Genomic DNA, 17,486 nt, shown 5'->3' on the forward strand with positions numbered 1-17,486 from the left:
AGCGTGGGACCCAACTCCTTCTTCGCTCGTTTCCTCAGGGAGTCGTCGCATGACCGAGACCATCGAGAACATCCAGACCCGCCGCGGCGAGGATGCCGGGCCCCTGCTGTCGGTGCGCGACCTCAAGGTCACCTTCCAGCGCTCCGGCGAGCAGCCCTTCGTGGCCGTCGACGGCGTCAGCTTCGACGTGCGCCCGGGCCAGACCGTCGGCCTCGTCGGCGAGTCGGGCTGTGGCAAGTCCGTCACGTCGCTGGCCATCATGGGCCTGCTCCCCGAGCGCGGGGTGAAGATCGAAGGAGAGGTCCTCTACAACGGCCAGGACCTGCTCAAGCTGTCGCGCAACCAGATGCGTGACCGCCGCGGCGCCGACCTCGGCATGATCTTCCAGGACCCCTTGTCGTCGCTGAATCCCGTTGTCCCGATTGGCATCCAGGTCACCGAGGTGCTCGAGCGCCACCGCGGGCTGTCCCGCAAGGCGGCCACGCCGATCGCCCGCGAGATGCTCGAGAAGGTCGGCATCCCCGACCCGAACCGGCGCCTCACCGACTACCCCCACCAGCTCTCCGGCGGTATGCGCCAGCGAGCGCTCATTGCCATCGCGCTGGCCGCGCAGCCGCGCGTGCTCATCGCCGACGAGCCGACCACGGCCCTGGACGTGACGATCCAGGCGCAGATCCTCGCGCTGCTCAAGGAGCTCGTCGAGGACACCGGCACCGCGCTGATCATGATCACCCACGACCTCGGCGTCGTCGCCGGGCTCGTCGACCGCGTCAACGTCCTCTACGCCGGCAAGATCGTCGAGCGCGGCAACCGGCACGAGCTGTTCGCCGAACCACGCCACCCCTACACGTGGGGCCTGCTCAACTCGATCCCCCGTCTCGACGGGACGCGCGGGCAAAAACTCACGCCCATCCCGGGCTCTGTGTCGGACAACCTGCCCTGGGCGAGCGCGTGCGCCTTCGCGCCGCGGTGCTCCCAACCCATCGAGGTGTGCCGCGAGCAGCAGCCCGAGCTGGTCGAGGAGGGCACCCGCGCGCTGCGCTGCTTCAACCCGATCGACGACGAGGTCCGAAGCGGCCGCACGCCCGACGCCCAGGCGCCGACCAGCACCCAGCCGCGCGACGCGGCATACCCCACTGACGACCCGAAGGGCGACCCGACCATGGAGGAGTCGCGATGACCGCCACCGCCGAGACCACGTCGGCCGCCGCGCCCAAGGACGGTGACGTCCTCGTCGACGTCCGCGGCGTGAAGGTGCACTTCCCCATCAAGAAGGGCGTCATCTTCGACCGCACCATCGGCTACGTCTACGCCGTCGACGGGGTCGACCTGCAGATCCGGCGTGGTGAGACCTACGGCCTCGTCGGTGAGTCCGGCTGCGGCAAGTCCACGCTCGGGCGTGCGATCCTCAACCTCGAGCCGCCCACCGAGGGCACGGTCGAGTTCGACGGCGTCGACATCGCCTCGCTGTCCGGCGAGACGCTGCGGCGCAAGCGCCAGGACATCCAGATGGTGTTCCAGGACCCGATGGGCAGCCTCGACCCGCGCCAGTCGGTCGAGTCGCTGCTGCTCGAGGGCATGAAGGCGCACGGCCTCGCCAAGAACGAGAAGGAGGCGAACGCCCGGCTGCGCGAGCTGCTCAAGGCGGTCGGCCTGCCCGCCGCGGCGTTGAAGAAGTACCCGCACGAGTTCTCCGGCGGCCAGCGTCAGCGCATCGGCATCGCCCGCGCCCTGTCGGTCAACCCCAAGCTCATCGTCGCCGACGAGCCGGTCTCGGCGCTCGACGTGTCGGTGCAGGCCCAGGTCATCAACCTGCTCGAGGAGCTGCAGGACGAGTACGGCCTGACCTACCTCGTCGTCGCCCACGACCTCGCCGTCGTGCGGCACATCAGCGACCGGATCGGCGTGATGTACCTCGGCGCCCTGGTCGAGGAGGCTGACGCCGAGGAGCTCTACGAGCACCCGCTGCATCCCTACACGCGCGCGCTGATGTCGGCGGTGCCGGTGCCCGACCCGGTGGTCGAGGACCGCCGCGAGCGCATCCTGCTCACCGGCGACCTGCCCTCGCCGGCCAACCCGCCGAAGGGCTGCCGGTTCCACACCCGCTGCCCGTGGCGGCAGGAGACGCGGTGCGACACCGAGCGGCCCGAGCTGCGCAGCGTGCAGCTCGAGGGCGTCTCCCCCGGCCACCGCGTCGCCTGCCACTGGGCCGAGCAGATCGCCTCGGGCGAGCTCAAGCCGCACGAGGTCAAGGCGCAGATCACCGAGCAGAGCGACCTCGGCGGCGACGAGGACCTCATGGGCCCGGCATCCATCCAAGAGGCCCTCTGACCCGCTCGCGCTGGCTTGCGTCTGCGTGAATGGTGGCCATGGCGACCGTTCGCGCAGACGCTGCCGTATGCCGCGGGAAGGGGAGGCTGTCCTTCGGTGACAACGACAGCTCGGGTTGCGAGAGTATGGCCATGCCCAGGTTGTTGGATGACGAGGAGATCGAGCGCCAGCTGCGTGACCTGCCCGGCTGGCGGCGCGACGGTGAGGCGATCACCGCGGCCTACGAGGCACCGGACTTCCTCGCCGGCGTCCGGATCGTCGACGAGGTAGCCCTCGAGGCGGAAGGCATGGACCACCACCCCGACATCGACATCCGTTGGCGCACAGTGACTTTCACCTGCTCGACACACTCCGAGGGCGGCTTGACGCAGCTGGACGTCGAGCTGGCGCACCGCATCTCCGAAGCCGCCGCCCGACTCAAGGCGCAGCCCCGTGGCTGAGACCGAAGCCATGGCCGCGCACGACCCCGCTCACGAGCCCCACGACCCGACCCACGCCGGTGAGGCGCACGGACAGGGCATCGGCGCCCGCCTCAACTGGCTGCGGGCGGCGGTTCTGGGGGCCAACGACGGCATCGTCTCGACGGCTGGCATCGTCATCGGGGTGGCGGCCGCGACCACCAGCCGCACGGCCATCGCCACCGCGGGGATCGCCGGACTCGCAGCCGGCGCCATGAGCATGGCCGCGGGCGAGTACGTCTCGGTCAGCACCCAGCGCGACACCGAGCGGGCGTTGCTGGCCAAGGAGAAGCGCGAGCTGCGGGAGATGCCCAAGGCCGAGCTGGAGGAGCTGGCCGGCATCTACGAGGCGAAGGGCCTGACCCCCGACCTCGCCCACCAGGTCGCCGAACAGCTCACCGCGCACGACGCCCTCGGCGCCCACGCCGAGGCCGAGCTCGGGATCGACCCGGACGACCTGAGCAACCCCTGGCATGCCGCTTGGGCGTCCATGGCGTCGTTCACCATCGGCGCCCTGCTCCCCCTCGTCGCCATCCTCGTCGTCCCGGCCGGCGCGCACGTGTGGGTCACCGCCGCCGCGGTCGTCCTTGCCCTGTGGCTCACCGGGTGGGGCAGCGCGCGCCTCGGCGACGCACCGGTCAGGCCAGCCGTCCTGCGCAACGTCGGCGGCGGCATACTCGCCATGGTCGTCACCTATGCGATCGGTGCCCTCGTCGGCACCCAGGTCTGAGCGGCGCGCATCCTCGCCCGACCGGGAACTCGGCTGCGGCACTGGACGTTGAACGCGACTCACGCCCCCAACCGAAGGACCGGTGAACCTCCCCAGCCATGTCTGGCTATTGGCTCGACATTGCCCTTGTTGCCTTTCTCGTCATCCTGAATGCCGCGTTCGCCGGCTCGGAGATGGCGCTGGTGTCGCTGCGGGAGGGACAGCTGCGAGCGCTCGAGCGCTCGGGCGGGGCACGCGCCATGCGGCTGGTGCGTCTCGCCCGTGACCCCAACCGATTCCTCGCGACGATCCAGATCGGCATCACCCTCGCGGGTTTCCTCGCCTCGGCGACCGCCGCGGTGTCACTGGCCGAACCGCTCGTGCCGCACCTGGCGTTCATGGGCGGAGCCGCCGAGCCGGTGACCGTCGCGGTGATCACGCTGGTGCTGGCGTTCATCACGCTGGTGGTCGGTGAGCTGGCGCCCAAGCGCATCGCCATGCAGCGCGCCCTCCCCTGGGCGCTGGCGGTCGCCGGGCCGCTCAACGCCCTGGCCACCATCTCGCGACCTGCCGTCGCCCTGCTCGGCGCCTCCACCAACGTCGTCGTCAAGCTGCTCGGCGGGCGCGCGCAGGCAGAGGCCGAGGAGATCTCGCCGGAGGAGCTGCGCGACCTCGTCACGAGCAACCCCGAGCTGGACCAGAGCCAGCGCGACATCATCAGCGGCGCCCTCGAGCTGCAGGACCGCATGCTGCGCCACGTCCTCGTCCCACGCGGGTCGGTGCTGGCCATCCCCGCGGACGCAACCGTGGCCGAGGCGCGCCGGATGCTGGCCGACGCTGGGCACTCGCGTGCACCCGTGACCCGCGGCCACCACCTCGACCAGGTCGTCGGCGTCGTGCACTGGGGTGCTCTCGTCGAGGGGGACGACTCGGCGCCGGTGACCCTGCGGGCGCAGCCCGCGCTGATGCTGCCGGACACGGTGCGCGTGCTGGCGGCGTTGCACCGGTTCCGGGAGGAGCGCCAGCAGCTCGCCATCGTCATCGACGAGCACGGGTCGGTCGACGGCATCGTCACCCTCGAGGACCTGCTCGAGGAGATCGTCGGCGAGATCTGGGACGAGACCGACCCCGCCGTGGCCGAGGCGCTGCGCAGCGACGACGGCGAGTTGGTGCTGCCGGGCACCTACCCCGTGCACGACCTCGTCGACGTGGGGGTGGACCTGGACCTGCCCCCCTCGGCGGACTTCACCACCGTCGCCGGGCTCGTGCTCAAGCTGCTGGGGCGCGTGCCCGACACGGCCGGGGACGTCGTCGAGGTCGGCGGCTGGCGCTTCGAAGTGCTCGAGGTCGCTGGCCACGCGGTCACCCGGGTGCGCCTGACGCCGGGTGTCGAGACGCCGTTGCCCGGCGCTGAGACCGCCGACAGCACCGCCGAGAAGCCCGCCACCGCGGACTGAGCCCGCACTCGTTGCCGGCCGCGCGGCATACCCGCCGGTTTGTGGGCCGGTATGCCGCAGAGCCGGCAACAAGTGACGCGCGCCGTGGTCAGCCGGTCGCCGTTGCCGCGGTGGCGAGGCGGTCGAGCGAGGCGCGCAGGTTGGCCTCGGTGGTGTTGCGGGCGCGGACCATGCGCTTCTCGTCGATGAGGTCGGTCCAGTCGTAGGTGTGGGTGACGAGGGTGCGACCGTCGTCGAGGGGCTCGAGCTGCCAGCGCCACTCGTGGCCGGGCTGCGGCTTGCCAACCTCGGAGGGGCGCCACGCGATGAGCCGACCCTCCTCGAAGGCGACGACGTGATTCTGCCTGACCGCGAGGTCCTTGGTGAGGATCATCGTGAAGACGTCACCGACCGCTCTGACGCGCTGACCTGGGTCCGCCTGCTCGAGGTTGTCGTTGCCGTCCCACTCGGGCTGGCGCGACGGGTCGGCGATCAGCTCGAAGATGGTCGCGGCGTCGGCGTCGACCTCACGGCTGGCGGTGACGACCGTGGTCTCGTTGGTGTCTGGCATGGCGCCATCCAACCACCGCACGCGGTCCGTCGCCGCCAGCTGACACGCCCTGTCACCAGGGGCAGCGCCGGCCGAAACCCATTTGGTGACAGCGATCTTTATCGACATGCTTCCACCATGAGCGACTACCTCGAGAGCGAGCGCCTCGTGCTGCGCCAGTTCACGGCCCAGGACGCAGACCTGCTCATTGAGCTCGACAGCGACCCCGCAGTGATGCGGTTCCTCACTGGTGGCGCGCCGTCGATGTCCGACGATGCCGTCCGTGACCAGCTCATCCCGGGCCTGCTGGCCGCCTACGAGCGTTGGGAGGGCCGGTTCGGGCTGTTCGCGGGCCACGAGAAAGAGACGGGCGACTTCGTCGGGTGGTTCTGCCTGCGGCCGGAGAGGAACGGGCCGTTGGACGAAGTCGAGCTCGGCTACCGGCTCCGCCGGGCCGCCTGGGGCAAGGGTTACGCGACTGAGGGCTCGACTGCGTTGGTGGACAAAGGTTTTGCCGAGCTCGGTGTGAACGTCGTCTGGGGCGAGACCATGGCGCTGAACCTCTCGTCGCAGCGGGTGATGGAGAAGGTCGGCATGTCCGTCGTCCGTGAGGTCCCCACACCCGAGGACATGATGGGCGTCGAGGGGGCGGAGCGCGGCGGCTTCCGGTACGAGATCACACGGGAGCAGTGGGCACGACACTGAGGTCGGTGCCGTCCCCTACCGTCAGGGCATGGAGCTGGAGTTCGAGGGCCAGGTCATCGAGTGGCGCGGGCCGGCGCCCTACTACTTCGTGCCCCTGCCCGAGAACGAAGCCGGGGTGATCGAGGACCACAAGGCGATGCTGACCTACGGCTGGGGCGCGATCCCGGCGGCAGCAACGCTCGGTGACACCGAGTTCACGACCTCACTGTTCCCGCGCGAGGGCGGGTACCTGCTGCCGCTCAAGGATGCCGTCCGCAAGGCCGAGGGCATCGGCAAGGGGGACACGGTCGTGGTGCGCCTGACCCTGCAGGTCGCCGACCGACACTGACGGGAGGCGGGTGGGCCCGGCAGCGCGCCAGTCAGCCCGTGAACAGGGCGACACCGACGGAGCGGCAGGCGTTGGCGAGCTGCTTGTCGCGGGTCCACAGGCGAGCCCCGGGCGCCAGCAGCACGGACCCCATCACGTGCGCGTCAGCCGCACTCAGGCCCCCGCCCCAGAGCCGGTGCCGGTCGACCAGGGCCAAAAGCTCGTCGTGGCGCAGCACCGGGAAGGACCGCAGGTTGCCGAGAAGAGTGAGGAACTCGCGCCGCTGCCGAATGTTGCCCAGGGCAAGCTCCTCGACCACCACGGGGTGAACGCCGATCTCGTCGCCATCGAGCAGCTCGGTGAGCGCTGGATCGCTCCGGTGGAGGTGGTCGATCCAGACCGAGGTGTCGACCAGGATCACGCGGCGCTGCCGCGTCGACGCGGCGCCGCCTTGGCCTTGGGGTCCGTTCCCCCGAGGGCAGCCAGCCGCCGCGCACTCTCGACGCGGACAAGGGTCGCCAGCCCCTCGCGCACCAGGGCGGACCGTTCGGTCACGCCGCTGAGCTCGGCGGCCTGCGCCCAGAGCGCATCGTCGATGGTCACTGTCGTCCGCATCTCAGCCTCCCGGTGAATCACAGACATCATCAACTGATGCGTCCCATGATGCCACTACAGGGGTTGAACGGCCCGTTGTCCACAACGGAGACCAGTCGACGCGACCTGCACCGCCCGGCGCATCCAACGCGGCCGGGCTCAGACGTAGAAGCGGAACGTCCAGGATATGTTTCGTGACTTGTCGTCGCTTGGGGTGCCTAGGCTCTGACCTGCACGGATACCGCTGAAAGGCCTGAAGTCCACAGTGGACGATTTCGGTTCGTTGCGGTGCTGGTGAGGGCACAATGAGGGCAGGACGCCCTGGGCGACCGACCCCTATGGGGCTCGTCCGACCGTAGACACGCAGCTGGCGAGACGTTCCCACCGCCCACCTGTGGGTTGCGACCTTGCCAGCCGAATTCCGTGCAGGTACCGCCGAGCAGGTGCCTCGCTGGCAAGACATAGGCGCTCCATACTCCGATCGCGCCGAACGACGCCGCCGAGCTTGACATCGGCCACCTCTCGCAGAGCCTTGGCTGGAAGAGGATTCGGGAGTATTGTCGGCCCACCATCGTTGAGGGGGACATTCGATTATGGCGCGACGGATCTGGGAGCTCCACCCACTCGTCCTCGCAGGACTGGCTGTCTTGGCAGCAGCCCTGCTCTATTGCATCTGGCTCGCTGTGTATGCCGCCACGCACCAGCCCACGCCCGTCTAACGGAGGCAAGGATGGCGCGCCCCGTCGCCGAAGTCCTCGGTTCTGGTGAGGGCCCAGTGAGGGCAGATGAGGCCTAAACAGCCGCTGACCTGCGCCTTTACACGTTGAAGCGGAACTCGACCGAGTTCCGGTAAATGCCAATCTCTCGTGATTGCTCACCATGCGCGACCGCGCAGGTCGACCGCACCCACTGGCCACGCGGCGACCTCAACCTCGACCGGGCGGATCAGCAAGGGCTGCCCGGGCGGGTCTTCGCTCGGCCGGCCTGACCTATCGATCGAACGCTCGGCAGCAGAAATCCGAGTCCAGCCGCACGAGGTGTAGAACGAGACCACTTCTTCGCGACAGCCCAGATAACCGAAAGCGATGCCGCGGGCCGTCTTCATCGACTGCGCAGCACTGGCCATGAGCCGACTCCCAACGCGCTTACGCCTCACAGCATCCGAGATCAGCACACCCCCGACACCAGCTATCTCGACCTCGCCGTCGCCGACACCTACCCTCCGTCTCGACCAGCCGACATGACCGACAATTTCGCTGTTGCTCTGCGCGATGACATGAACAGCATGCGGCGCATACCCGTAAGGCATGTCGGGATCCCACTCGCCGAAGTCGTCCAGGTACTCGGCGTCGAAGAGCCGGCGTAGCCTAGCGAAGTCGCTCGCGGTCAGCTCGGCGTGCGCGATGACATCGATCGCAATGTCCGGCACGCGCTACGCAACCTGCAGCGGGGTGATCGCCGCGATCTGCTCCCCTGCCAGATCCTCCGCGCGGTCAAGCTCGTGATGGCTCTGCAGGTTGATCCAGAACTCCGCGGACGTCCCGAAATACTTCGCGAGCCGCAATGCGGTATCCGCCGTGATCCCGCGCTTGCCGTGCACAATCTCGTTGATCCGGCGCGGCGCCACACTGATCGACACGGCGAGCTTGTTCTGCGTGATCCCGAAGCCCTCGACGAACTCCTCCATGAGGACCTCACCGGGATGAATCGGTTCGATCTTGTCAGTGGTAGTCAACGAACTCCACCTCCACCGGTCCGGCGTCCGTCCATCTGAAACAGAACCGACACACGAGCCGCACATAACGCGACCCGTCAATAACGCTACACGTTAAACCGGAACTCGACCACGTCGCCGTCCTGCATGACGTAGTCCTTGCCCTCCATGCGCACCTTGCCGGCCGCCTTCGCCGCCGCCATCGAACCGGCCTCCACGAGGTCGTCGAACGACACGATCTCGGCCTTGATGAACCCGCGCTGGAAGTCCGTGTGGATCACCCCAGCGGCTTGGGGCGCGGTCCAGCCCTGCCCGATCGTCCAGGCCCGCGACTCCTTCGGCCCGGCCGTGAGATAGGTCTGCAGCCCCAGCGTGTGAAAGCCAACCCGCGCCAGCTGGTCGAGCCCGGACTCGGTGGCACCAAAGGACTCGAGCATCTCCTGCGCATCCTCGGCCGACATGTCCATAAGGTCCATCTCGAGCTTGGCGTTGAGGAACACCGCGTCCGCCGGCGCCACCAGCTCGCGCAGCGACGCGTGCAGGTCGGCGTCGGCCAGCTGGTCCTCGTCGAGGTTGAACACGTAGATGAACGGCTTGGTCGTGAGCAGCCCCAGCCCGCGCGCCGCGTCCATGTCCACACCGGCAGCCGGCCCCGCGGCATACAGGGTCTTGCCCTCCTCGAGCACCTTCTGTGCCGCCACCGCGTTCTCGTAAGCCGGCCGCACGTCCTTCTTGATCCGCGACTCCTTCTCCAGCCGCGGCACCGCCTTCTCGAGGGTCTGCAGGTCGGCGAGGATCAGCTCGGTGTGGATCGTCTCGATGTCGGAGGCCGGGTTGACCTTGCCGTCGACGTGCACGACGTCGCCGTCCTCGAACGCGCGCACCACCTGGCAGATCGCGTCGGCCTCACGGATGTTGGCGAGGAACTTGTTGCCCAGCCCCTCCCCCTCGGACGCCCCGCGCACGATGCCCGCGATGTCGACGAACGACACCGTGGCCGGCAGCTGCCGCTCAGAGCCGAAGATCTCGGCGAGCTTGCCGAGCCTCGCGTCCGGCAGCGGCACGACGCCGACGTTGGGCTCGATCGTCGCGAACGGGTAGTTCGCCGCGAGCACGTTGTTCTTGGTCAGGGCGTTGAACATCGTCGACTTGCCGACGTTGGGCAGTCCGACGATTCCGATAGTGAGGGCCACGAGGCCGGGAGTCTACCGGCGCGCCCCGGGTGCCCCGACCACGAGCAGTGGGTATGCCGCGTGGTCATCCACGCGGGCCGGCGCGCCTACGCGGGCGGACGCACGGAGGCGGCCCGCGCCAGTTGGCGCGAGATGGCGACCAGGCGGTCGCGGGAGTCCCACACCTCGGCGTCTTCCTCGAGGTAGCCACCGGACATGGTGCGGCTCGACAAGGCCACGCGCAGCCACCCCGGCGCCGGCCGCGAGCGCACCTGGACCGTCAACTCGAGGGTCGGCGTCCACCCGGGCAGCCCGAGCTCGAACGCCACCGGCGGCAGGGCGTCGACGGCGAGCAGCAGCGACAGCACGTCGGGTTCGCGGCCGTCGGCGAACCGCAGCCAGCCCCGGATGACCCCGTTGCCGGACGGCTTGCCGACTGCCCACCCGGTGGTCGCCGGGTCGAGGCGCAGGTCGAGCCGGTCGAGCAGGGTGGCGGCCTTGAGGAAGTCCGGCGGCGCGTCGCTGCTCGAGATGCACTGGTCCGGCGGCGGGAGCTGGGGCGGCGAGGCGGTCGTCCTGGCGTCACCGTCGATCCCGGCCAGGTCGCCGTAGGTCGCGAGCACCCGCATCCGTTCGACCTCGAGCCCATCCGGCCCGGTCTGCTGGAGGGACGCCTCGCCCACGGACACGGCGCGACCCCGTCGCGCGACCTGGGTGCGCACGATCGCGGGGCCGGGTGCCGTCGGCGTGAGGTAGTAGCCGCTGATGGCAAGGGGATCCGGCTGCTGAGGGCCCAGCCGCTCGCGCAGCGCCCGCGCAGCGAGCGCCAGGGTGACACCGCCGTTGACACCGGCGCCGATCCGCCAGCCCTCCCCCAGATCGGCGTCGAAGACCCCGTCGTCGCCGGGACGCGCGCGGACCGCCGTCTCCGTGTCGAACTCGCTCACCGGCTGCACCTGGCCCACGTCGCTCACCCGCCCAGTCCTACCGCACCGCCGCGGTGAGCGCGCGGCATACGTGCGTCATCTCACCTCGCCGACGGGACGGGAGTCCTCGAGGTATGCCGTGGGGCCGGCATGGGTGGTCAGGAAGTCGAGCAGGCGCTCGTTGTAGGGGGCGACGTGGCCGGCCCACTGGCCGTCGCCGACAAAGTGCGTGGCGCGAATCTCCCTGCGCTGCAACGTTGCTCGCGCAACCTCGTCGGCGTCGACGACCCCGAGGTCGAAGATGAACTCGACCGCGTCGCTCCAGCCACGCCACGGCGGCAGCCAGTTGACGGCGAGCAGGCCGTGGACCGTGACGCCGAGCCCGAGCTCCTCGGCCACCTCGCGCACGACGCACGCGGCCGGCGACTCGGACGGGTCGACGACGCCACCCGGCAGGTCCCACTCGGCCTTGTAGGTCAGCTCGCACAACAGGATCCGGCCCGACTCGTCGCGCAGGACGCCTTGGGCAATGACGCGCTTGGTGGGCAGGGTCGAGTTGAGCAGCCCGATGAAGCCCTCACGTGAGTCGGGCGCCGGGTCGTCCGCCACCCGGGCCAGGACGACGACGTCCTCGCGCCGTCCGGGACGCACAAGGGCACCACGCTCGATGCCCTCCTTGCGCAGCCCCGCACGGATCGCGGAGCGGACGGCTTCACGGTCGCTGTCCGGCACTCGGGCCTCGACCCTTGCCAGACCGGGCGACCGCAGCGACTCGCTGCCGTCGGGCAAGGGCGCCCCCACGGCCCAGTCGACCACGAGCCGCAACGCCCGCTCGGCGACTCCCACCGCGGCATACTCCGGCACGACCGTCCACACGAGGTCACCGTCGCCCTCGGCGGTGCGCAACAGCTCGATGCGCCCGATCTGCTCGCCCTCCCAGACGATCTCGAAGGCGTCGAGGTCCTCGTCCCACGCCTGGTCGTCGCCGTCGACGCTACGGACGAGCAGGTCACCGCCGCCCAACATCACCCAGTCGCTGCGCTCAACCACCGGGCTGCCCGCCCACGCGCGCGACCAGCTCGTCGACGACGAAGTCCACGTTGGCGTCACGTACCTCGACGGGCACGGGTGGCAGGAAGTCGTCCCACAGCGCCATGCACGTGCCCCGGAACTGGCCGTGCAGGGCGGGCCGGGCGATGAAGAAGAAGTGGGCGTGCGCGCCGCCGTCACCCCACCGCGACATGTGGCAGCGGGCCACGCTCGGCAGCGCCTCGACGGCGCCGGTGATGGCGACCATCAGCTGACCCAGCTCGGCGGCGAGGTCGGGCGGGAGGTCGGCGATGTCATGGTGGGCCCTCGGGATGAGGAACAGCACGAGCGGGGCGCCGGAGGGTTCGCCGACGTGCAGCCGCCACCGCTCGTTGCTCCACACGACACCCTCGTCGACGTGGTCGGGGTCCTGGCAGCGGCACGTGGCGGGGTCCTCGCCGCCCCGCGGCGGCTCGGCGTCCATGAGTGGCTCGATCGGCTTGAGCCGCAGGCCTTCGGCCTCGAACGGGAAGATCTCCCAGAAGGGGATGCCGCCGTCGGGCAGCGCGAGCCGACCGTCGGCGTCGAGCTGCTGGCGGATGCGGGCGTCGTAGTCGAGCGCGGTCTCCGGCATGTGCCCGACGCTAGTCCACGGCTCCGATCGGCTTGTCCTTGCGGGATGCCGGGGCGTGACTGGCTGCGCCCCTGGCATCCCCGAGCGCGTGGCAGCCGGGCGGTGTCGGTGGGCGCTGGCATGGTCATGGCCATGGAACTCGTGATCGCCCTCGTGGTGGGGCTCGCCGTGGGCGTCGTGGTGGGGGTGTATGCCGCCGGCTCCCGCAGTGCGGCCGAGCTCGCCTCCGCGCGCACCGAGGCCGCCCTGCTGCGCGAGCGGGTGGTCGACCTCGAGGCGGCCGTGTCCGAGGACGCGCAGACGGCGGCCGTGCTGGGGCCGCTCCGCGACGCCCTGGGACGGGTCGAGCAGCAGGTCGGGGTACTCGAGCGCGACCGCACGCGCCAGTACGCCGCGCTCGAGCAGACGATGGCCCAGGTGCACGAGCAGACGGCGACGCTCGGGCGGCAGACGCAGAGCCTCGCAGGTTCGCTCAACGCCTCGACGGTCCGTGGCGCGTGGGGTGAGGTCCAGCTGCGGCGAGTGCTCGAGCACGCCGGGTTGATGGCGCGGTGCGACTTCGACGAGCAGGTGCACCGCGTGAGCCGGCACCAGCGACAGGTGCGGCCCGACGTGGTCGTGCGGCTGCCCGGCGACAAGTTCCTCGTGGTGGACTCCAAGGCGCCGATGACCGCCTTCCTCAAGGCGCAGGCCGACGACCTCGGCGCAGACGAGCGCGCGGCCCTGCTGCGTGAGCACGCGGCGCAGCTGTCCGGCCACGTGCGAGCACTCGCGGCCAAGGACTACTGGTCGGCGTTCGAGAGCGCACCGGAGATGGTCGTCTGTTTCGTGCCGAGCGAGGCGATGCTCTCCGCGGCCCTCGCGGCCGACCCGTCGCTGCACGAGACCGCGATGGCCCGCCGGGTCGTGCTGGTGGGTCCCGGGTCGCTGCTGGCGCTGTTGCGCACGGTCGCCTTCACCTGGCAGCAGGACGCCCTGACGGCCGGGGCGCGCGAGCTGATGGCGGTGGGGCGCGAGCTCTACGACCGACTCGGCACGATGGGCAGCCACGTCACCAAGATGGGCGGGTCGCTCCAGCGCAGCGTCGAAACCTACAACCAGCTCGTCGGAGCACTCGAGTCACGCGTGCTCGTGACGGCCCGCCGGATGCACGAGCTCGAGATCGTCGAGGACGACCTGCCCACCCTTCACCCGGTGGAGACCGGGCCGCGGGTCCTCACCGCGATGGAGCTCATCGAGGCGGCGACCGCCGACGACGAACGGCCTCAGCTGGACCTGCGCGTCGACGAGCCGTCGACGCGCACCGGCAGCGAGTCGACGGCGTAGACGATCGACTGGTCGCGGAAGGTCAGGTTGCCCGGGTCGGTTGCGAGCGTGAGGTCGGGGAACCGGCGAACCAGACGCGGAAAGGCGATCCGCAGCTCCAGCCGGGCCAGCTCGGCACCGACACAGCGGTGGAAGCCGTGGCCGAAGGCGACGTGCGGCGACGGCGGCCGGTGCGGGTCGAAGGTGTCGAGGTCGGGCCCGATCTTGCCGTCGCGGTCCGCCCGGCTGAGTGCGGCGATGACGACGTCGCCCTTGCGGATGCGTCGGCCGTGCAGCTCGAGGTCGACCTTGGCGAACCGGGGAAAGGCGATCTGCACCACCGTGAGGTAGCGCAGCATCTCCTCGACGACCCGGTCGATCGCCGTGTCGTCGTCCCGCACCAGGTCGAAGTGCTCTCGGTCGCGCAGCAGCACGAGCGAGCCCAGCGCCAGCATGCTCGCCGTCGTCTCGTAGCCGCCGGTGAAGACACCGTCGGCGAGCCCGGCCACCTCCTCGTCGGACACCTCGTCGCCGACCGCCGCGATGATCCGGCCGAGCAGCCCGTCGCCGGGCTCCACCCGCTGCTTGCGGGTGGCGTCGAGCAGGAACTGCTGGCTCTGCGAGATCGCACCGAAAGCCCCCGACCCACCCGCCGTCACGTCGAACCGCGCATGGCTGAGCGACCGGAACCGCTCGCGGTCCTCGACCGGCAGCCCCAGCAGCTCGCAGATCACGAGGAACGGGATGGGGAACGCGAACAGCTCGACGAGGTCGACGACGGGACCGCGCGCGGCCATCTGGCCGAGCTGGTCGTCGACGATGGCCTCGATGCGCGGGGCGAGTCGGTTGATGCGGCGCATCGTGAACTCGGGTGTCAGCAGCCCACGCAACCGGGAGTGCTCGGGTGGGTCGGTGAACCCCAGTCCCCCGACGCTGGCCCCGGCGGCACCGACGTAGGGCCGGATGTCGTTGCTGAAGCTGGCCTGGTCAGCCAGCACCGTCTTGGCCTCGGCATGCCCCGACACGAGCCAGATGTTCATGCCGAACATGTGCGCCAGCCGGTGGACCGGCTCGGGGGTGCGTCGGCCGAACTTCGCCACCGGGTCAAGTCCGGTGCGCCGCAACGGCCGCAACAGCCGACGCGGCACGGCGTCGAGGGTGCTGAGGTCGACCGGTGCCCCGCCGGTTGCCCTGGCGACGAGCCGATCCCGGACCCGGCTCCGCGCGCCGGTCAACCCGATCATGGGTCAGACCGTACCGGTGCGTCCTGCGAGTTCGATGAGGTATCGGCGCAGGACGGTGCGAATCCGCTGCCGCGGCAGCATCTTCGGATAGAGAGTGCGCTGGACAGCCAGCCCGTCGACCAATCCGTGGAGCGCGTCGGTCTCCTCCGTCAGGTCGGGCGTGTCGTCGCCCCTGCCACTGACCGCGCGGACCACGCTGTCGCACAAGCCGCGCAGGGCGCGATGCGCCTCGCCTGCCAACGGACGCAGTGACGGATCGGTGCGGGACGCCGCGACGAAGGCCAGCCAGACCTCGGACTCGGCCTGCCGCTGGGCATCGAGAGGCAGCACCTCCTCCAGCAGGGCGAGCACCCCCTCGAAGTCGGTGGCCCGGGCGCCCACCTCCGTGAGCCTGGCCCGCGCGCGCTCCATGAGCGAGGCCATCGCGAAGGCCACGAGCTCGTCCTGCGATGCGAAGTAGTGCCGCAGCGCACCCGTCGACATGCCGGTCTCCGCCGCCACCGTGCGCACGGATACGGCGGCATACCCGTCGCGGCGCACGACCGTCCACAGCGCGTCGGCAATCAGCTCACGCCGCTCGTCGTGGTCGACCACCTTGGGCATGGACACGTTCTATCACACCTGTGTTATCTTATTTTGCAACACAGTCGTACTAAAAAGGAGAGGTAGTCATGATCGTCGCCGTGATCGTCGCCTGCGAGGTGCTCTTCTGGGTGTTCATCGTCGCTGGACTGGTCGCGCGCTACGTCCTCCGGCGCCAGCGGCTGGGTGGGGTCCTGCTCGCCGCTGCTCCCCTTGTCGACCTCATCCTGCTCACCGCCAGCGTGATCGACCTCCGGGCCGGAGGCACCGCGACCATGGCCCACGCGCTCGCCGCGATCTACATCGGCGGGTCCGTCGCGTTCGGGCACAGCATGATCCGCTGGGCCGACGTCCGGTTCGCGCACCGGTTCGCCGGTGGCCCCGCCCCCACGCCCAAGCCGAAGTACGGCCGGGCCCACGCGGCATACGAGCGCAAGGCCTTTGCGCGCCACGTGCTGGCCTGGGCGATCGGGTGCAGCCTGCTCGGCGCCGCGATCCTGCTCATCGGAGACGTCTCGCGCACCGAGGCCCTGTTCAACACGGCCAGGTTGTGGACCCTCGTCCTCGCGATCGACGGGGCGATCTCGCTGAGCTACACCTTCAGCCCGAAGAAGCCCAAGCCCGACGACGTCCCCAGCCCCGAGCCCCAGCGGGTCGACGCCAAGGGCTGACCGGCAACGTCGACCGCGGCCGAGTTACGTCAGTGCAGCGAACCGGCCTCTTCAAAAGCGGCGTCGTGGCGCATCTTGTCGCTCATCCCCCGCGCCTTGAGGTCACGCCGGATCTCGTTGGGCAGCGCGAACAACAGGCTTTCCTCCGCGGCCACGACCGGTGCGACGTCGGCATACCCGCGCTCGGCCAGGTAGGTGAGCACGTCGCGAACCAGCACCTCCGGCACCGAGGCGCCCGACGTGACGCCCACCGTGGTGACGCCCTCGAGCCAGGACTCGTCGATCTCGTCGGCGTAGTCGACAAGGTGCCCGTCCCGCGACCCGTGCTCGAGCGCGACCTCGACCAGACGCACCGAGTTGGAGGAGTTGCGTGAGCCGACGACGATCATCAGGTCGCACTCGGGAGCCATCTGCTTCACGGCGAGCTGGCGGTTCTGGGTGGCGTAGCAGATGTCGTCGCTCGGCGGGTCCTGCAGCGCCCGGAACCGCTCGCGCAGACGCCGCACGGTCTCCATCGTCTCGTCGACCGACAGGGTGGTCTGCGACAACCAGACGACCTTGTCCGGGTCGCGCACGGTGACGTTGGCGACGTCGTCGGGGCCGTCGACCAGGGTGATGTGCTCGGGCGCCTCACCACTGGTGCCGACGACCTCCTCGTGGCCCTCGTGGCCGATGAGCAGGATGTCGTAGTCGGAGTCCGCGAACCTCACGGCCTCGCGGTGGACCTTGGTCACCAGCGGGCAGGTGGCGTCGATGGTGCGCAGCGAGAGGGCCTTGGCCTCCTCGTGGACGACCGGCGCGACGCCGTGGGCGGAGAAGATGACGGTCGCGCCCTCGGGCACCTCGTCGGTCTCCTCGACGAAGATGGCGCCGCGCTTCTCCAGCGTCGACACGACGTGCTTGTTGTGCACGATCTGCTTCCGCACGTAGACCGGCGGGCCGTACAGCTCGAGCGCCTTCTCGACCGTGACGACGGCCCGGTCGACGCCCGCGCAGTAGCCGCGGGGCGCGGCGAGCAGCACGCGCTTGGCGTCCTGCGAGGTGGGCGGGTTCGACTGGTCAGTCATGTCCCCATCCTAAGTTGCGCCGTATGCCGCGGCCGCACCGCCCGCTGTCGAC

Annotated in this window: 21 protein-coding genes; 9 read left to right on the top strand and 12 right to left on the bottom strand. The window is 70.0% G+C overall.

What is annotated here, in order from left to right; all coding sequences use genetic code 11:
* Window positions 1-49: 49 nt before the first annotated feature.
* The 5 genes from HJG52_RS07920 to HJG52_RS07940 all read left to right on the top strand — a co-directional run bounded on the left by HJG52_RS07920 (window position 50) and on the right by HJG52_RS07940 (window position 4,955).
* Window positions 50-1,180: an ABC transporter ATP-binding protein gene (locus tag HJG52_RS07920; protein WP_171242897.1), complete on the top strand. Its 1,131-nt coding sequence runs from the start codon at window positions 50-52 to the stop codon at window positions 1,178-1,180.
* Complete coding sequence (locus tag HJG52_RS07925) at window positions 1,177-2,331, top strand: ABC transporter ATP-binding protein (RefSeq protein WP_171242898.1); 1,155 nt, start codon at window positions 1,177-1,179, stop codon at window positions 2,329-2,331. Before HJG52_RS07920 ends, HJG52_RS07925 begins: the two co-directional genes overlap by 4 nt.
* Before the next feature lie 131 nt (window positions 2,332-2,462).
* The gene (locus HJG52_RS07930) at window positions 2,463-2,771 is read left to right on the top strand and encodes a 4a-hydroxytetrahydrobiopterin dehydratase (RefSeq protein ID WP_171242899.1); all 309 of its coding nucleotides are present in this window, start codon (window positions 2,463-2,465) and stop codon (window positions 2,769-2,771) included.
* Window positions 2,772-2,781: 10 nt separating this feature from the next.
* Complete coding sequence (locus HJG52_RS07935; protein WP_171243156.1) at window positions 2,782-3,519, top strand: VIT1/CCC1 transporter family protein; 738 nt, start codon at window positions 2,782-2,784, stop codon at window positions 3,517-3,519.
* Window positions 3,520-3,617: 98 nt separating this feature from the next.
* Window positions 3,618-4,955, top strand: coding sequence for a hemolysin family protein (locus HJG52_RS07940; protein ID WP_171242900.1), 1,338 nt, complete (start codon window positions 3,618-3,620; stop codon window positions 4,953-4,955).
* Between the two features lie 88 nt (window positions 4,956-5,043).
* Here the strand turns inward: HJG52_RS07940 and HJG52_RS07945 are convergent, their stop codons facing one another.
* Window positions 5,044-5,505, bottom strand: coding sequence for an SRPBCC family protein (locus HJG52_RS07945; protein ID WP_171242901.1), 462 nt, complete (start codon window positions 5,503-5,505; stop codon window positions 5,044-5,046).
* Between the two features lie 117 nt (window positions 5,506-5,622).
* Between HJG52_RS07945 and HJG52_RS07950 the strand changes: the two genes are divergently transcribed.
* Together HJG52_RS07950 and HJG52_RS07955 are read left to right on the top strand one after the other, a co-directional pair.
* Entirely contained in the window at window positions 5,623-6,189 is a 567-nt protein-coding gene (locus HJG52_RS07950; protein WP_171242902.1) for a GNAT family N-acetyltransferase, read from the top strand.
* A 28-nt stretch (window positions 6,190-6,217) separates the two neighbouring features.
* On the top strand, window positions 6,218-6,517 hold the full coding sequence (locus HJG52_RS07955; RefSeq protein ID WP_171242903.1) for a DUF1905 domain-containing protein: 300 nt from the start codon (window positions 6,218-6,220) through the stop codon (window positions 6,515-6,517).
* A gap of 31 nt (window positions 6,518-6,548) precedes the next feature.
* On the opposite strand, the gene HJG52_RS07960 is transcribed toward HJG52_RS07955, so the two are convergent.
* From HJG52_RS07960 to HJG52_RS07995, 8 genes are all read right to left on the bottom strand, one after another.
* A complete protein-coding gene (locus tag HJG52_RS07960) occupies window positions 6,549-6,917 on the bottom strand; it encodes a PIN domain-containing protein (RefSeq protein WP_171242904.1) in 369 nt (122 codons plus the stop codon).
* Window positions 6,914-7,111, bottom strand: coding sequence for a type II toxin-antitoxin system VapB family antitoxin (locus HJG52_RS07965; RefSeq protein ID WP_171242905.1), 198 nt, complete (start codon window positions 7,109-7,111; stop codon window positions 6,914-6,916). Before HJG52_RS07965 ends, HJG52_RS07960 begins: the two co-directional genes overlap by 4 nt.
* A gap of 853 nt (window positions 7,112-7,964) precedes the next feature.
* On the bottom strand, window positions 7,965-8,519 hold the full coding sequence (locus HJG52_RS07970) for a GNAT family N-acetyltransferase (RefSeq protein ID WP_171242906.1): 555 nt from the start codon (window positions 8,517-8,519) through the stop codon (window positions 7,965-7,967).
* A gap of 3 nt (window positions 8,520-8,522) precedes the next feature.
* Entirely contained in the window at window positions 8,523-8,825 is a 303-nt protein-coding gene (locus HJG52_RS07975; RefSeq protein ID WP_171242907.1) for a HigA family addiction module antitoxin, read from the bottom strand.
* A gap of 86 nt (window positions 8,826-8,911) precedes the next feature.
* The gene (gene ychF / locus HJG52_RS07980; RefSeq protein WP_171242908.1) at window positions 8,912-9,997 is read right to left on the bottom strand and encodes a redox-regulated ATPase YchF; all 1,086 of its coding nucleotides are present in this window, start codon (window positions 9,995-9,997) and stop codon (window positions 8,912-8,914) included.
* An 86-nt stretch (window positions 9,998-10,083) separates the two neighbouring features.
* Window positions 10,084-10,950: an acyl-CoA thioesterase domain-containing protein gene (locus HJG52_RS07985; protein WP_171242909.1), complete on the bottom strand. Its 867-nt coding sequence runs from the start codon at window positions 10,948-10,950 to the stop codon at window positions 10,084-10,086.
* A gap of 48 nt (window positions 10,951-10,998) precedes the next feature.
* Window positions 10,999-11,952, bottom strand: coding sequence for an NUDIX hydrolase (locus HJG52_RS07990; RefSeq protein WP_346767624.1), 954 nt, complete (start codon window positions 11,950-11,952; stop codon window positions 10,999-11,001).
* Window positions 11,945-12,565, bottom strand: a complete 621-nt coding sequence (locus tag HJG52_RS07995) for a hypothetical protein (RefSeq protein WP_206069984.1) — start codon at window positions 12,563-12,565, stop codon at window positions 11,945-11,947. The genes HJG52_RS07990 and HJG52_RS07995 overlap by 8 nt, the downstream gene beginning before the upstream one ends.
* A 132-nt stretch (window positions 12,566-12,697) precedes the next feature.
* Here HJG52_RS07995 and HJG52_RS08000 point away from each other — a divergent pair, with 132 nt between their 5' ends.
* The gene (locus HJG52_RS08000; RefSeq protein ID WP_171242910.1) at window positions 12,698-13,891 is read left to right on the top strand and encodes a DNA recombination protein RmuC; all 1,194 of its coding nucleotides are present in this window, start codon (window positions 12,698-12,700) and stop codon (window positions 13,889-13,891) included.
* Here HJG52_RS08000 and HJG52_RS08005 read toward each other — a convergent pair.
* Complete coding sequence (locus tag HJG52_RS08005; protein ID WP_171242911.1) at window positions 13,831-15,114, bottom strand: cytochrome P450; 1,284 nt, start codon at window positions 15,112-15,114, stop codon at window positions 13,831-13,833. The genes HJG52_RS08000 and HJG52_RS08005 overlap by 61 nt on opposite strands.
* A gap of 3 nt (window positions 15,115-15,117) precedes the next feature.
* A complete protein-coding gene (locus HJG52_RS08010; RefSeq protein ID WP_171242912.1) occupies window positions 15,118-15,717 on the bottom strand; it encodes a TetR/AcrR family transcriptional regulator in 600 nt (199 codons plus the stop codon).
* Window positions 15,718-15,785: 68 nt separating this feature from the next.
* Here HJG52_RS08010 and HJG52_RS08015 point away from each other — a divergent pair, with 68 nt between their 5' ends.
* Window positions 15,786-16,367: a hypothetical protein gene (locus HJG52_RS08015; RefSeq protein ID WP_171242913.1), complete on the top strand. Its 582-nt coding sequence runs from the start codon at window positions 15,786-15,788 to the stop codon at window positions 16,365-16,367.
* 29 nt (window positions 16,368-16,396) lie between these two features.
* On the opposite strand, the gene HJG52_RS08020 is transcribed toward HJG52_RS08015, so the two are convergent.
* Complete coding sequence (locus tag HJG52_RS08020) at window positions 16,397-17,434, bottom strand: 4-hydroxy-3-methylbut-2-enyl diphosphate reductase (protein WP_171242914.1); 1,038 nt, start codon at window positions 17,432-17,434, stop codon at window positions 16,397-16,399.
* Window positions 17,435-17,486 lie beyond the last annotated feature (52 nt).

Source organism: Knoellia koreensis (genome assembly GCF_013041615.1).
GTDB lineage: Bacteria > Actinomycetota > Actinomycetes > Actinomycetales > Dermatophilaceae > Pedococcus > Pedococcus koreensis.